Below are 15,303 nucleotides of genomic sequence, written 5' to 3'. Positions count from 1 at the left end.
CTTATCACCCGTCACATGAGACCCACAGGTAACACGACGCGGGGCTGACGCACATTCAACGGACGGAAATCCTCCGTGTTTTCACAAGGAATTCAGAGGCCCGTTCCCAGGCTCTGCGTCGTGTAGGCGCACTCCGTGTAGACATAACCCGACTCGAGCTTGGCCGTGTCCGAGGCGGGCGTGGCGAGGCTGTCGCCGTTCGGCTTGTGCAGGAAGTACGTCGTGCCGACCGGCAGGCTGATCGTGCGCTGCGGATAGTTCCTGCCGCTGTCGCTGCACGGCTCGAACGACGGGCTGAGGGTGCTGCCGAGGGAGTACGCCTTGCAGCTGCCGCAGGCCTTGAGGGTGAAGCTGCCGGTGACCGGACCCGTGAAGAGGACCGTGACAGCGTCGGGACTGTCGTTCTGCACGGTGACCGAGATGCTGCCGCCGGTACGGGTCGTCGGCAGCTTCTTGCCCGCGGCCGGCACGGTCTGCGCGATCTCCGCCGCTATGGCGATCTTCTTCGCCAGGCCGGCGTTCCTGGCGGTCTTGTGGGCGGAGGCGTACTCGGTCATCGTCGTCTGCGCCGACTCGAAATCGCCGTCCCGGTACTGGTCCACGCCACACGTGTACGTGCCGGTGTCGGCGCTGCCCGTGGCCCGTCGGCTGTCCTTGTCGAGAGCGGCGCCGATGTCCGCCTGCCCGGCCTCGAGACCGTCGATCTGGGAGCCGAGCGTGCGCAGCCGCTGGACCGCGGAGCAGGGTTCGGCCCCGTGCAGGTCCTTCTCCGTGCGGACGACGGCGGCGGCGACCGCCGGTTCGACCTTCGCGGCCTGCTCCGAGTCGGGGAAGGTGGTGAGCAGTTCGCCGTACTGCGACGACCAGTCGGCCTCGCCCGCCGTGAGCGCCGTCGACGCGCATTCGTACAGCGAGGTGGCCAGGCGGTCGTCGGGCCAGGTCTTCAGCGCCCCGAGGTCCGTCCCGGGCAGGCTCTCGGGGACCGTGCGCAGATACTTCAGCGGCTCCACCGCCTCGCAGTACTCGCCCTGCGCGTACGCGGCTCCGACCGTCGTGTAGTAGGTCTTCATCCGTGCGGGCACCCGCTCGGCCGCCTTGGAGCCGGGGTGGTCGGAGCGGAGGTCCGCGTAGACGCCGAGCGCCTTGCGGTAGTCGGCCCGGGCCGACGCGAAGGTCTTGTCGCCGGCGGTCTGCACGAGCCGGTCGGCCTCGTCGAGCCGGTCGAGGAGCATCTGCTGGGTCGCTTCGTCGCGCGCGCCGTCGTACAGCACGACGCCCCCGGCCGGCACGACGAGGAGCAGCAGTCCGAGCCCGAGCGCGAGCGGCGCCTGCCGCAGCCCCGCCAGCCGGGTGCGCAGTCCCACGCGCGCGCCGTCCGCCGTCACCGCGAGGAGGAAGAGGACGTACAGGACGAGGGCGAAGCCCGGGACACCGTCCGGGTCGGCCGGCAGCGCCACGAACAGCAGGACGGCGGTGGCGGTCCAGCACAGCGCCATCAGGGCCCAGCGGCGCACCAGCGCGTAACCGAGGCCCAGACCACTGAGGTTGAGCACGGCCACCGCGACGGCCCGAGCTCCGTCCGCCGGCGCCGGCGGCGGGGCCGCCGGCATGGGCGGCACGTAGTGGAAGGTGTTGTGGTCGGTGTCGTTGTATCTGCCGTACTGGTCCCCCGACATGGCGGCTCCCCCCGGTCAACTGCGCCCGCACGTCTACAATTTGTCAGTGTAGGGGCGAAGGGGACGGGCCGACAGGGGAGTAGTGGTTCCCGCCCGCGATCCGGCCGGTGGCGGCCCGGCCGACGAGGACGGGGTCTGCGGACAGCAGGCCGGGCCGCCACAGGGGGGGGGCATGTGTGGCGGCCGCGGCTTCGCTATCGCGTCAGGCATGGGTCAGGCCACACCCCCCACCGTCTTCTTGCGGCGCAGGGCGTAGATGCCGGTGCCGGCGACGGCGAGGACGCCGAGTCCGGCCGCGGTCGCCGACGGGCCGGCGAGGGCGCCGCCGCCGGTGTGCATGCCGCCGCTGGGCTTGTCGTGCTCCTTGCTCCAGCCGCCGGACTCCTCTTCCTTGCCGCCGTTCCAGGAGTCCTTGCCGTGCTCACCGCCGCTCTCGGCGTCCTTGTCCTTGTACGTCTCGGGGTCGAACCTGGGGTCCTTGGCCGCGCCGCGGTCGCTGCTGTCGTTGACCGAGGCGAGCGCGCCGCCGCCGGTGTGCATGCCACCGTGCGGGGAGTCGTGCTCCTCCTTGCCGCTCTCTTCCTTGCCGCTCTCCTCCTTGCCGTGCTCTTCCTTGCCGTGCTCCTTGCCGTAGGAGGAGTCCTCCTCCTTGGCGGACGACGAGTCCTCCTCCTTGGCGGACGACGAGTCCTCCTCCTTGGCGGACGACGAGTCCTCCTCCTTGGCGGACGACGAGCCGTCCTCCTTGCCGTGCTCGTCGCTGTACGAGGAGCTGTCCTCCTTGCTCCAGGAGGAGTCGTCGTGGTCCGTGTCACCGGCGGCGTAGGCACCGGGGGCGCCGATGGCGAGGGCGGCCGAAGCCGCCGCGGTGGCCAGGATCATGCGAGCAGAACGCATCTGATGGTCCTTCCGTCACGACCGGGCAGCCGACACTTCGTCAGCTGACACGACCCGGCCTGACGTGATCCACCGTCAGTCAGTAAGCGCCGCTCCACCACTCAAGGCGCTCACCCGGGTGAAGCGGCCCGCCATCCCAGGGATCCGGCACCGCCTAGTCGCTTGTGCGGGGCCGACCACTCCAACGGAGTAGCGGCGAAACGATTCGCAGGGTGAACGGGCCCGTCGTTCGATCACCCGCGAGGCGTCCGCCACGATCCTGGTGCAGGCCTCACGTCCCTCGTCGGACCTGGGCTTTTCCCGCTACCGCCCGTCATTTGTCGGCAAGGAGTTCCGCTGTGCGTGTTCGTCGTACGGTGCTCAGCACCCTCGGTTCCGTCGCTCTCGTCCTCACCTTTTCGGGGGCGCTGACCGCCGCCACCGCCGGTCCCGCGGCCGCGGACCCGTGCGGCTTCTACGAGACCGGTTCCGACGCCTTCTACAACCACTGCACCTCGGACGGCTCACGCGTGGTCATCAAGGTCGACGTGGCCTGGGCGGCCGACTACGAGCGCTGCGTCGGTCCCGGCACGTCCTGGCTGGGATCCGCCGCCAAGATCCAGGGCGCGCACTACACCGGCCGCACCTGCTGACCGGCGGTCACCCGGTCCACGGCCGCGGGGTCCGGGGCGACGTCGCCCCGGACCCCGCGGCCGGTCGGTCCAGCACCGTCAGCAGGTGATCGGCGAACTCCTTCGGGGACTCGACGGCTGCGAGGTGGCCACCCGGGAACTCGACGAGCCCGGATCCCACAAGCTCCGCGAGGCGCTCGGCCGGCCCGTACAGGGGGAGTTGGCGGCGGGAGTCGCGTCCGGCGGCCGGCACCAGTTTGTGGGCCACCGGCCGGAGCGCGGCGAGATCGGGCACGGCCGAGGAGAACGGGCGCAGGACGCGGCCCAGGAAGACCGGCAGATTGGTGTGCATCCGGGCGGCCATCTCCCGGATTTCGGGCGGCAGTTCCGTCGGCCGGGCGGGCGCCTGCCCGGCAGATCCGTCCGCCAGCCCCTCGCCGAGCCGGGTCATGGCGGCGTCGGCGCCCTCGGCGAGGAAGATCTCGCGGACCTCGGCGAACAGCGCTCGATGCGGGGCGGGATCCTCCAGGAGCTCCAGCAGCGGCGGTTCGTGCGCGACCACCCGGCGCAGCCGGTCCGGGTACCGGGCGAGCAGCTCCACCGCGACGACCGCGCCGGAGCTGCACCCGAGGACGACCGCCTCCTCGCCGGGGGAGAGCAGATCGAGCAACCGGCGGGCGTCGTCGCTCCAGACCGGTACCTCTTCGTCGGCGCGTGGCGCGTCCACCGGGCCGTCGAGGGGGCTGCGGGACAGGCCGCGGGGGTCGTACGAGACCACCGTGTAGCGGGTGGCCAGTTCCGGCGCCATCCCCGCGTACACGCCGGCGTCACCGGCGCCGCCGGGGATGAGCAGCAGGACCGGTCCGCTGCCGAGCGTCTCGTAGTGGAGGGTGGCGCCGGGCACTGCCAGGGTGCCGGTCCGGGGCGGTTTCATGGCTTGCTCCAGTGAGATGTCCGTAAGGGGGCCGTCCGCAGGGGTCGTCCGTGCGGCCGGGGCACTCGCGCAGCCCGTTGCCTAGTATCCCTAGGTTTTCAGCTAGTGCAACTAGGTTTTATCTTCGGCCCTGAACAGCCGGAACGACGCCGCACGTAACTCTGGGTAACTTCGCTGCTGTCGTACAGTCGAAGCCGGAGAGGAAGATCGGCGAGAGGGGGACGGCGTGCCGCTGGAGCCGGTGCGGTTCGCGGTCCTGGGAGCCGTTCGGGTGTTCCGGGGGGACGTGGAGCTGGAGCTCGGAGGACCGCAGGAACATGCCTTCCTGGCCCTGCTGCTGGTCGGAGCGGGGCGGCCGGTCGCCGTGGGGGAGATCGTCGACGTGCTCTGGGGGGCGGCTCCGCCGCGCAGCGCGGTCAATGTCGTCCGGCGCCACGTGGGTTCGCTGCGCCGGCTGCTGGAGCCCGGCCTCGCCGCCCGCGCGGAAGGGCGCTGGCTGCTCCGGGACGCCGGTGGATACCGGCTGGTGACCGACGGTCACTCCAGTGACCTGCCGAGGTTTCGCGGCCTGTGCGAGGAAGGGCGGCGGATCGCGCACCGGTCACCCGCGCGGGCGCTCGAACTGCTCACCGAGGCACTGTCCCTGTGGCGCGGGCCGCTCGCCGCCGGTGTTCCCGCGCAGGCCCGTGCGCACCCGGCGTTCGGCGCCGTGGAACGTGAGCGGACGGCCGCCGTGCGGCAGGCGGTGGACGCCGCGCTGCGCGCCGGGAGGCCGGACGCGGTCCTGCCCGAGCTGCGACAGGCCGTCGCGCGGGACCCGTTGGACGAACCCCTCCAAGCGGGCCTGCTCCTCGCGCTGGCGGCGGCCGGCCACCGCGCGCAGGCGCTGGCCGCCTACGACTCCGTACGGGCGAGGCTGGCGGAGGAACTGGGGATCGACCCCGGAGCGGAACTGCGCGACGCGCGCGACGCGGTGCTGCACGGCGTGCGGGAGGCGGCGACGGGATCGTCCGCCCGGCCGGCGGGCGTCTGCGAGGGGCCCGCCCCGGACGGTCCCGCCGCGCCCGCGCCCCCGTCGGCTCCCACGCCCTCCTCCTCTCCCTCGCGTCCTCCCACCTCTCTTCCCCTGCCTGCCCAACTTCCCCACGGAACAACGATGTTCACCGGGCGGGACGCCGAGCTCGACGAGGCGTTCGCGCTGTCCGGCGCGGACGGGTCGCGGCCCGGGGCCGTGGTGATCAGCGCCATCCGCGGTATGGCGGGCGTGGGCAAGACCGCACTCGCGGTGCACTGGGCCCACCGGGTCGCCGACCGGTTCCCCGACGGACAGCTCTACGTCAATCTGCGCGGCTTCGACCCGTCCGGCGCCGTCCTGGACCCGGGGGAGGCCGTCCGGGGGTTCCTCGCGGCGCTCGGCGTGCCGCCGGAACGCATCCCGCGTGGTATCGACGCGCAGGCCGCGCTCTACCGCAGCGTGCTCGCCGGCCGCCGGGTCCTCGTCGTGCTCGACAACGCGCGTGACACGGAGCAGGTGCTGCCGCTGCTGCCCGGCACGGCCGGCTGCCTCACCATCGTCACCAGCCGCGACGAACTGCCGGGGCTGGTCGCCGCCCACGGCGCCCACTCCCTGGTCCTGCGCCCGTTCGACGCCGTCCAGGCGAGGGCCTTCCTGGTCCGGCGGCTGGGCGCGGCGCGGGTCGCGGCCGAGCCCCGGGCGGCCGACGAGATCACCGAACTGTGCGCGGGACTGCCCCTCGCCCTCGCCTGTGTCGCCGCCCGCGCCGCCGGTCACCCCCACTTCCCGCTCGCCGCCGTCGCCGCCGAACTGCGCGAGGCGCACGGCAGCCTCGACGCCTTCGCCCGCTCCGACGCCTCCGTGGACGTCGGCACGGTCTTCTCCTGGTCCTCGCGCGCGGTCTCGGCCGAGGCCGCCCGGCTGTTCCGGTTGCTCGCGCTGCACCCCGGCCCCCACTTCTCCCTGCCGGCCGCGGCCGCCCTGGCGGGCCTGCCCGTACGCCGGACCAGGTTGCTGCTGGCCGAGCTGACCGGGCTGCACCTCCTCGGCGAACCCGCGCCGGGCCGCTACGCCTTCCACGATCTGCTGCGCGCCCACGCCGGCGAACTCGTCCACGAACGGCACACCTCGGCCGACCGCTCGGCGGCCCTCGACCGGCTGTACCACCACTACCTGCACACCGCCCACGCCGCGGACCGGCTGCTGGCGCCCAACGCCGACCCGCTGCCCCCGCCGCCCGCGCCCGAGGGCGTCCACCCCGAACCCCTCGCCGACGACGACCGTGCCCTGGCCTGGCTCAGTGCCGAGCACGCGGTGCTGCTCGCCGTGGTCGAGGCGGCCGCCGCGTCCGGGGAGCCCGTGCAGGAACGTCTCTCCTGCCAGCTGGCCTGGTCCCTGGAACCGTTCTTCGACCGGCGCGGTCACTGGCACGACGGGTTCACCGTGCAGCGCACCGCCCTCGACGCCGCCCGGCGGCTCGCCGAGCCCGCGCTGGAGGCCCGCGGTCTGCGGGGACTGGCCCGCGTGGAGGGCCGGCTCGGTCTGCACTCCCGGTCCGTTCCCCGACTGGAACGGGCCCTGGAGCTCTTCACCGAGCTGGGCGACGACGCGGGCCGCGCCCACACCCACCGCAGTCTCGGCTGGGAGTGCGACCAGCGGGGCGACCTGCCCGGCGCCCTGCGCCACAACCGGTTCGCCCTCGGCCTGTTCCGTACGCTCGGCGACCGCGCGGCGCAGGCCAGCGTGCTGAACTCGGTCGGCTGGTACCACGCTCTGCTCGGTGAGTACCGGCAGGCCCTGACGCACTGCTTCGAGGCCCTCACCATGCTCCAGCAACTCGGCGACCGCTACGGCCAGGCCGCCACCTGGGACAGCATCGCCTACGCCCACCACCACCTCGGCCGCCACCCGCACGCGCTCCTCGGCTACCGCAACGCCCTCGCTCTGCTGCGGGACCTGGGTGTGCCGTACATCGAGGCCGACATCCTCGTCCGGGTCGGCGACACCCACCTGGCCACCGGCGACCACGAGGGCGCCCGCACCGCGTGGAGGCAGGCCCTGGTCCTCCTCCGCGGCCTGAACCACCCCGACGCCGAGCGGGTCGAGGCGCTGCTGAACGCACGCGACGACCACGCCGGTGCCGTATGACACCCGGCCCGGGCCCGGGCACGCCGCCCGACGGCACCGAGGACGAGGTGTTGCGGTTCGAGGTGCTGGGGCCGGTACGGGTGTGGCGGGCGGAAGGGGAGCTCGACCCCGGCTTCCCCCAGCAACGCGCCCTGCTGGCCCTGCTCCTGGCGCACGCGGGCCGAGCCGTGCCGACGAGCGGGATCGTCGACGTGCTGTGGCCCGAGCGGCCGCCCGCCAGCGCCCTGAACGTGGTGCGGCGCTACGCCGGCACGTTGCGGCGGTTGCTCGAACCGGGGTTGCCGCCGCGCGCCCCGGGCCGGCGTCTGCCCCGCCGTACCGGCGGCTACCTCCTCGAGGCGGCGACGGACGAGGTCGATCTGCTGCGCTTCCGCGAACTGACCCGGCAGGGCAAGCGGGCGGCGGTCACCGGACGGCCCGAGACGGCGGCCCGGCAGTTCCTCCGGGCGCTGGAGGAGTGGCGAGGCCCGGTGGCGATGGGGATCCCGGCGTCCGTGCGCGCCCACGTCCAGTTCACGGCGGTGCAACGGGAACTCCTCGAGACGGCCCGGCTGGCGGCCGACGCGGCGCTGCTGTGCGGCCAGGCCGAGCAGGCCCTGCCCGCCCTGCGCCGGGCCACCGCGCAGGAGCCCCTCGACGAGCCGCTGCACGCCAGGCTCGTGCTGCTCCTGGCCGCCTGCGGACTCCAGGCGGAGGCACTGCGGGCGTACGAGGACGTCCGCCGGCGCCTCGCCCGCGAACTGGGCCTCATGCCGGGCGCCGAACTGTCGGGGGCGCACACACGCGTACTGCGTCAGGACGTCGGACACCGGCTGAGACGCGGACCCGTCGTACACCTGGGCCGACCGATCGCGACGACGAAACCGACCACCACCCCGGACCTCCCGGCCCCGGCCCAGCCCCTCTTCCCGCAACCGGCCACTGCCGCCCCCACCACCCCTGGCCCCGCCCCGCTCGACTTCGGCGCCCCTGCCGTTGCCGCGCCCGACGTCGGCACCCCTGGCCCCGCCACGCCCCGCCCCGCCACGCCTGCCCCCGCCGCGCTCGACCTCGGCATCTCTCATCGGGCCACCCCTGACCCTGTCACCACCGGAAGCACCGCGCTGGGGCTCATCGCCTTGGGGCCCGTCCGTCCGGGGCCTGCCGTCCGCGATTCCGTCGACGACGGGCCTGCCGGCGCCGGGCTTGCCGGTCGCGTCGAGACGGGCGGCGCCGGCCGCGCTCACGACGCCCCCGCCGGGCCGGGCGGCGTCGAGCATGTGCGGCCGGCCCAGCTGCCGTCGGCTCCGCCCGCTTTCGTGGGGCGGGCCGCCGAGTCGGAGTGGCTGGAGACGGCGGCCCGCTCGGCGGCGGGTGTCGTGGTGGTCAGCGGGATGGCCGGGGTCGGCAAGACCACCCTCGCGCTGCACTGGGCGCACCGGGCCGTGGGCCGTTTCCCGGACGGGCAGTTGTACGTGGCGCTGGGCGGCTCCGATCCGGTCCGTCCGGCCGTGGAGCCGGCCGACGCGCTGCGCGTGATGCTCACCGCGCTCGGCGTGCCCGCGTCCCGCATGCCCGCCGGGGTGGAGGCGCTGACCGGCATGTACCGCACGCTCCTCGCCCGTCGGCGCGTCCTCGTACTGCTCGACGACGCCGCCGGCACCGGACAACTGGGCCCGCTGCTGCCCACCGGGCCGGGCTGTCTCGCGCTGGTCACGAGCCGCCACGCCCTGCCCGGCCTCGTCGCCTCGGGAGCGCGGCCGCTCCGCCTCGCACCGCCGTCCGCCGAGGACGCGTACGCGTTGCTGGCCGGGCGGGTCGGCGCGGAACGGACGGCCGCCGAACACCGGGCCGCCGAAGAGATCGTCGCCCGGTGCGGCAGGCTGCCCCTGGCGCTGGCCACCGTCGCCGCGCGCGTCACCAGCCGACGGGACCTCCCCCTCGGCGCGGTGGCCGCCGGTCTGCGTGAGGCCGACGGCGGTCTCGACGCCCTCGCCGCCGCCCGCGAGGCCTTCCTGGTCTCCTACCGCCTTCTGGCGCCGGACTGCGCACGGCTGTTCCGGCTTCTGCCCCGGCACGAAGGATCCGGCATCACCCCGGCCGGGGCCGCCGTCCTCGCCGGGCTGCCGGTCCGCCGGGCCCGGCTGCTGCTCGGGGTGCTCGCCGACGCGCACCTCCTCGGCGAACCCGCGCCGGGCCGCTACGCCCTCCATGACCTGCTGCGCGCCTTCGCCAGGGAACGTGCTGCGGCCGAGGGCCCGCCACGCGACCGGTGAAGGCGTTGTCACGTCGTTGTCACTCTTTTTGCACATCCACCGAACTACCGTCCGAACGACGTGATGGACGGTCCCCGGAGGCTATGGCGGAAGATGCCCACTACCAGCACCAGTACCTGTGACAGCGCCCGCACCCTTGACCCACCGGCGTACCGGACACCCCTGGGCGTCGAGATCACGACCGGTGAGCAGACGCCCGCCCGGCTGCCGGGCCGGACGTCGCCGCACCCGGCGCACCGGCTGCTCGCCCGTGACGGCGGCGAATACCTCTTCGTCGGCCTGCGCGGCGGCGCCCGGCCCGGCAGCGCCGCCCCCGCTCCCGCTCCCGCCGCCGACGAGCCGATCGATGCCCTCGGCCTGCGGCTGGCGCCCGGGGACGTGTGCTTCTACGACGTCCACCGCGCGCCCGCCCTCGACTTCCGCGAGCCGTTCCGGGCGACGACCTTCCTCGTCCCGGCCGAGTTGCTCGGCTTGGCGGACTCCGACGTACGGCGGATCGCGCGGACACCGGTCGCCCGCGCCTCCCGGCTCGGCACCCTGCTGTCGCCGCTGCTGTCGGACCTGGCCCGCGCCACGGCCGAGGCCCGCCCTCCGGTCGGCGAGATGCTCGCCTGGAACGCGGTGAACCTCCTGGCTACCCTGGCCGCCGAGCAGCTGGCCACAGCGACACCCGGTACGCCCGGCACGCCCGGGACACGCGGTGCGCCGGGCACTCCCGGCACGCACCCGCCGGTGCTGGGGCGCGTGCTGGAGTACGTCGAAATACACCTGACCGACCCGGATCTGTCACCGGAAGTCATCGCGCGGGCCCACCACATCTCCGTGCGCTATCTGCACAAACTGTTCAAGGACGAGGGCACCACCGTCGGCCGCTGGATTCTGCGCCGCCGTCTGGAGGAGTGCCGGCGCGATCTGATGCGTTACGGCCGTGGCGGCCGGACCATCGCGGCCGTGGCCGCCCGGTGGGGATTCCCGAGCGCCACGCACTTCAGCCGGGTCTTCCGGTCCGCCTACGGAATGTCCCCGCGTGAATGGCGGGACACCGCGGGGCGCGGTACGCGCGGTGATGTGGCAGGGGCCGCCGTCGCGCGACACCGGTGAATTCGCCGGTTGGCCGCCCGGCACGGCAGGACGAGACTGCATCGCCCCGACCATTCGACACGCTATTCACGGAGGCAACCCGTGCGCATGTCCGTCCGGTTACCCCGGCGATGGGCCACCGCCAGCGCTCTCGGAGCGCTGCTGGTCACCACGCTCCTCGGCACGTCACCCGCCCAGGCCGATCCCGCCCCTGCCAAGGCCGCGAACCCCACCGTCAGCCTCCCGCCGGCCGGGAGCCACGGCTTCCCCTTCCTCGCCGCGGCGGAGGACCTCGGCTCGTTCGGCTACACCGAGAGCGAATACTTCTTCGCGGGCACCGCCACGTCGTACGCCAAGTCGGGCCTGTGGGGCTCCGACGGCCGCTGGAACGTACGCGCGTCCGGCAGTGCCGCCTACAAGAGCCGCCTTCTCGTCCGCCGGCCCGTCGACGCGACGAAGTTCAACGGCACCGTCGTCGTGGAGTGGCTCAACGTCAGCGGGCAGCTCGAACTCTCCCCGGACTACTGGTTCGAACGGGACGAGCTGCTGCGCAAGGGATACGCCTGGGTCGGTGTCTCGGCTCAGGCAGTCGGCATCAACGGCGGTCTCGGCGAGATCAAGGGCCTCAAGGGCTGGGATCCCGCCCGGTACGGCGGGCTGGTCCACCCCGGTGACGCCTTCGCCTACGACATCTTCAGCCAGGCCGGGCAGGCGCTGCGCACCCCCGACGGGCCCGATCCGCTCGGCGGCCTCACGATCAAGACGCTGCTCGCCGACGGCGAGTCGCAGTCGGCCGGTCTCATGACGACGTACGCCAACGCCGTCCAGCCCGTCTCCGGCGTCTACGACGGCTTCATGGTGCACAGCAACAGCGCCGTCGCCGCACCCCTCAGCGGTGAACTGGCCGACATCCTGCTGATGCCGTACCCGTCGCGGATCCGTACGGACCTGTCCGTACCGACGTTCGTCGTGCTCACCGAGACCGATGTGCCAGGGGCGTCCGCGGCGCGGCAGCCCGACACCGACCGCGTCGTGCGCTGGGAGGTGGCCGGCACCGCCCACGGCGACCAGTGGGCCTACGACCTCGGTCAGCCGACGGTGACCAAGTCGGCGGGCACGGCCGCACCGCAGCCCGACTGCGCGGCCGGATCGGCCCCCTACAACGACGGCCCCGGCCACTACGCCATGAACGCGGCCCTCAGCCACCTGGCCGGCTGGGCGCGGGGCGGCCCCCGGCCCGCGAGCGGGGCACTGCTCAGCGCCGACCTGCGCGACCCCGCCACCGGCCTGGCCGTCGGCGGCATCCGGCTCCCCGACGTGGCGGTGCCTACGCGTACGCTCACCGGCGCCCGTGACACCGGCGGCAGCGGAGTCTTCTGCGGTCTCTACGGCGCCCGGGACCCGTGGAACGCCGACACCGACCCGTGGGACCGGCACGACGCGGCCGACCCCTCCGACCCGTCCTTCCCGCCCCGCGCGGAACCGGTGCTCAGCCGGCTGTACCCGACACACGCGGAGTACGTGGGCAAGGTGCGGGCGGCCGCACAGGCCTCCGTGAGCGCCGGACACCTCCTGCCGGAGGACGCCACCACGCTCGTCACCACCGCCCAGGAGTCAGGCATCGGCGGCTGACACCCCGTCGACCGCCGTCCGGCGCAAGGCGCGGCGCTCCTTCGACCGCCGCGCCTTGCGGTTCATGACGCAGCGCCGAGCCGAGCCGGACCGCCGCCGCCTCGCCCCCGAGACGGCCTGTGCGGGCGTCGGCTCGGCGCTGAAGGTGAGAGCCGGAGACATGACCGGGTGACATCGCAGGACCTCCGGCCGTACGGTTCCTTGATCATCACCCGGGCGTGCCGGCCGAGAGGCAGGGGCAGGAGCGGGGGTAGGAGAAGGTGCGAGGGCGGAGGAGCGTCGATGAGTGGACCGCAGGACGGTGAATGGCTGGCGATGACGCCGGCGGACTTCGACCGGGACGTCCCGCTGCGTCTGAACGTCGGCACGGGACCCACCCCTGTGCCGGCCGAACCCGACGAGTACGGCACGGTCCCGCTCTTCGGCACGGAGCCGCCCGCCCGGCAACCGGTCCGGCGCGCCGAGGCCCGCTCCGGCCCCGTGGAGCAGGCCGAGCTGTTCTGACCGGGTCGGCATGCCGTCCGTGAACTGCTGCCCCCCGCACGGAAACCGGCCGTGAACGCGGCCGCACGCGGACACGCGAGAGCCGCCGCGGCACCGCTGTGCCCTCGCACAGGCCCGCCGCGGCACCGCTGTGCCACCGCCTCCGGCGCGTCCGGTCCGCTGTACGCGGCTCCGGCCGGCTGATGGCATGACCGGCATGTCTTCCGCACCCCCTCCACCGCCGGGCCCGCACGCACCGCCAGGGCCGCACGCACCGCCAGACCCCTACGCGCCGAAATCCCCGCCCGCTTCGACGACTTCGTGTCCGGCGACCTCCTGCGCGGCAACGGCACGGGCACCGGAGCGCCGGGCATGAGCAACGGCGACGGACACTCTCTCGCCGTCGTGGTCTTCCTCGTCTTCGTCACGGTGTCCCTGCTGATGTGCGGGCTCGCGGCGGCCGATCTGGACGACCCCGAGCACTTCTACGCGGGCGGCAGCGCCGCCTTCGGCCCGGCCGGCAGCGGACTGGCCATCGCCGGCGACTACATCTCCGCGGCCACCCTGCTCAGCACCACCGGCGCGGTCGCCCTCGACGGCGCCGACGGCATCCTCTTCGCCTGCGCCACGGTCGTCTCGCTCTACCTGGTCATGCGGATCGTGGCCGAACCCCTGCGCCGCGGCGGCGTGTTCACCCTGGGCGACTTCTTCGCCGACCGGCTCGGCGACCTCTCCGTACGCCGCGCCCTCGGCGTCGCCACCCTCGTCGTCCTCACCCCGCTGCTCCTGGTGCAGCTCTCCACCGCAGGTCACATCATGGTGGCCATGTTCGGCCTCCCCGGCGCCGCGCTCACCGGCTGCACCGTCGCCGCCGGAACGCTGATGGTCTGCTACGCCGCCTTCGGCGGGATGCGCGGCATCGGCTACGTACAGGTCCTCAAGGTCGGTGTCGTACTGACCGCGATGCTGCTGGTGGCCGGGCTCGTGCTGGCCCGCTACGGATGGTCACCGGCAGGCCTCTTCCACGCCGCCCGGCACCGCTCCGAGGCGGGCGCCGACTACGCGCGCCCCGGACTCCACTTCGGCCACTCCCTCGCCGGACGCCTCGATTTGATCAGCTTCGAGACCACCCTCCTGCTCGGCGCCGCCTGCCTGCCGCACCTCACCATGCGGCTGCACCCGCTGCGCGACGCCCGTACCGCCCGCCGCGCCGTCGGCTGGGCCGTGGGCCCCGTCACGGTGGTGTGCGCCGCGGTGGTGGTGGCCGGACTCGGCGCCTGCGCGCTGATCGGCCGGGACCTGCTGCGGGCCGCCGACCCCGGGGGAGCGACCGCCCTGCTGATGCTGACCGGCGCGCTGGACCCGGTCGCCGGCGGAGTCCGGCACAGCATGGTGTTCGCCGCCGTCGCCTGCGCCGTCTTCGTCACCACCCTCGCCGCCGTCGCCGGTATCACCCTGGCGGCCGCCTCCAGCCTCGTCCGCGACTTCGGCAGCCGGCCCGCCCACACCACCGGCCGCCGCTCGCCCGGCGGCGAGATCCGCCGCGCCCGGATCGGCATCGTCCTGGTCGGAGCCGCCGCCGTCGTCCTGGCCGTGATCGTCCAGGACCGCGGCCGGCTGACCCTGATCTCGCTGTCGTTCACCGTCGCGGCCTCCGTGCTCGCTCCGGTCCTGCTGTACGCGCTGTTCCTGCCCGGCCACACCGCCACGGGGGCCCGCTGGACCGTCTACGGGACCCTGCCGCTGATCGCACTGCTCCTGGCGGGGTCCCCCGCCGTCTCGGGCACGCCCATCGCGCTCTTCCCCGACCAAGACTTCCACTGGTTCCCGCTCCAGACCCCGGGGCTGATCACGATCCCCGCGGGCTTCCTGCTCGGTCTCATCGGCCGCACCCGCCCCGAGACGCGGCAGGAGACCTGGCATCACGGGACGGCGACCAGGCGCCGTGACGCACGCAGCCCCGACGCCGCCGGCCGCCCCTGACGCGGTTACCTCGCAGCCCGACACTCGGAAATCTGTGGTGGCTGGAGTAGACATTGGGTGGCGGGCCGGTTATGGTTTCTTCGTAGCCGAGATCAAGAAGGGCCCGGCAGAGATGAACTGCCGGGCAGCAGTACGCAGTTGCAGTGCGCAGGACGGTGCGGCGGTGGAGTTCCGGAGCCAGAGCGGTTGCAGGACGGTGACGGGACTGACGGCCGGACCGGGCGGCCCGCAGTGATCAGGGGCCGCCATGAGCAGTACCGCAGTATCCGCAGTGCCGCAGTATCCGCAGTGCCGCAGTATCCGCAGTGAGATTTCGAGTGGTTCCCCGGTAAAGGCGTCTGGCTGCGGGCGCGCGTACCGGGAGGTTCGGCAGTGGGGTTCCAAGCCAGAGCAGATGCAGGACGGGCGACGGGGCTGGCTGCCGAAGAGTGGCGCTGTTCCAGGCCACAGCAGTTCGCAGTACCGCAGTATCAGCAGTACCGCAGTATCAGTAGTTCGCAGTACCGGTTTGGCAAGTGTTTGGCCAGAGGGAAGAACGGAGGAGTCTGGCGCCATCGGGATCGCCCGGACGAGTGGTGGGTCCGGGTAC

The 15,303-nt window shown here is 73.5% G+C and carries 10 protein-coding genes; 7 read left to right on the top strand and 3 right to left on the bottom strand.

From position 1 onward, the window contains the following. Positions 1-92 precede the first annotated feature (92 nt). Together QF030_RS08010 and QF030_RS08005 are read right to left on the bottom strand one after the other, a co-directional pair. Complete coding sequence (locus tag QF030_RS08010) at positions 93-1,676, bottom strand: hypothetical protein (RefSeq protein ID WP_307161960.1); 1,584 nt, start codon at positions 1,674-1,676, stop codon at positions 93-95. A 213-nt stretch (positions 1,677-1,889) separates the two neighbouring features. Beyond that, entirely contained in the window at positions 1,890-2,573 is a 684-nt protein-coding gene (locus tag QF030_RS08005; RefSeq protein WP_307161959.1) for a hypothetical protein, read from the bottom strand. A 338-nt stretch (positions 2,574-2,911) separates the two neighbouring features. On the opposite strand from QF030_RS08005, the gene QF030_RS08000 reads away from it, so the two are divergent. Further along, on the top strand, positions 2,912-3,205 hold the full coding sequence (locus QF030_RS08000; protein ID WP_307161958.1) for a DUF6355 family natural product biosynthesis protein: 294 nt from the start codon (positions 2,912-2,914) through the stop codon (positions 3,203-3,205). A gap of 7 nt (positions 3,206-3,212) precedes the next feature. On the opposite strand, the gene QF030_RS07995 is transcribed toward QF030_RS08000, so the two are convergent. Continuing rightward, positions 3,213-4,118: an alpha/beta fold hydrolase gene (locus QF030_RS07995; protein WP_307161957.1), complete on the bottom strand. Its 906-nt coding sequence runs from the start codon at positions 4,116-4,118 to the stop codon at positions 3,213-3,215. A gap of 226 nt (positions 4,119-4,344) precedes the next feature. Here QF030_RS07995 and QF030_RS07990 point away from each other — a divergent pair, with 226 nt between their 5' ends. From QF030_RS07990 to QF030_RS07965, 6 genes are all read left to right on the top strand, one after another. After that, the gene (locus QF030_RS07990) at positions 4,345-7,281 is read left to right on the top strand and encodes an AfsR/SARP family transcriptional regulator (RefSeq protein ID WP_307161956.1); all 2,937 of its coding nucleotides are present in this window, start codon (positions 4,345-4,347) and stop codon (positions 7,279-7,281) included. Beyond that, positions 7,278-9,536, top strand: a complete 2,259-nt coding sequence (locus tag QF030_RS07985) for an AfsR/SARP family transcriptional regulator (RefSeq protein WP_307161955.1) — start codon at positions 7,278-7,280, stop codon at positions 9,534-9,536. Before QF030_RS07990 ends, QF030_RS07985 begins: the two co-directional genes overlap by 4 nt. 93 nt (positions 9,537-9,629) lie before the next feature. Then, positions 9,630-10,637, top strand: coding sequence for a helix-turn-helix domain-containing protein (locus QF030_RS07980; protein WP_307161954.1), 1,008 nt, complete (start codon positions 9,630-9,632; stop codon positions 10,635-10,637). 87 nt (positions 10,638-10,724) lie between these two features. Further along, positions 10,725-12,248: an alpha/beta hydrolase domain-containing protein gene (locus QF030_RS07975; RefSeq protein ID WP_307167506.1), complete on the top strand. Its 1,524-nt coding sequence runs from the start codon at positions 10,725-10,727 to the stop codon at positions 12,246-12,248. Positions 12,249-12,530: 282 nt separating this feature from the next. Then, positions 12,531-12,752: a hypothetical protein gene (locus QF030_RS07970; RefSeq protein ID WP_307161953.1), complete on the top strand. Its 222-nt coding sequence runs from the start codon at positions 12,531-12,533 to the stop codon at positions 12,750-12,752. Between the two features lie 300 nt (positions 12,753-13,052). Further along, positions 13,053-14,714, top strand: a complete 1,662-nt coding sequence (locus tag QF030_RS07965; RefSeq protein WP_307161952.1) for a sodium/solute symporter — start codon at positions 13,053-13,055, stop codon at positions 14,712-14,714. The last annotated feature ends 589 nt before the right edge of the window (positions 14,715-15,303 follow it).

Source organism: Streptomyces rishiriensis, assembly GCF_030815485.1.
In the GTDB taxonomy this organism is placed as follows: Bacteria; Actinomycetota; Actinomycetes; order Streptomycetales; family Streptomycetaceae; genus Streptomyces; species Streptomyces rishiriensis_A.
This window is presented reverse-complemented; position numbering and strand designations above follow the sequence as displayed.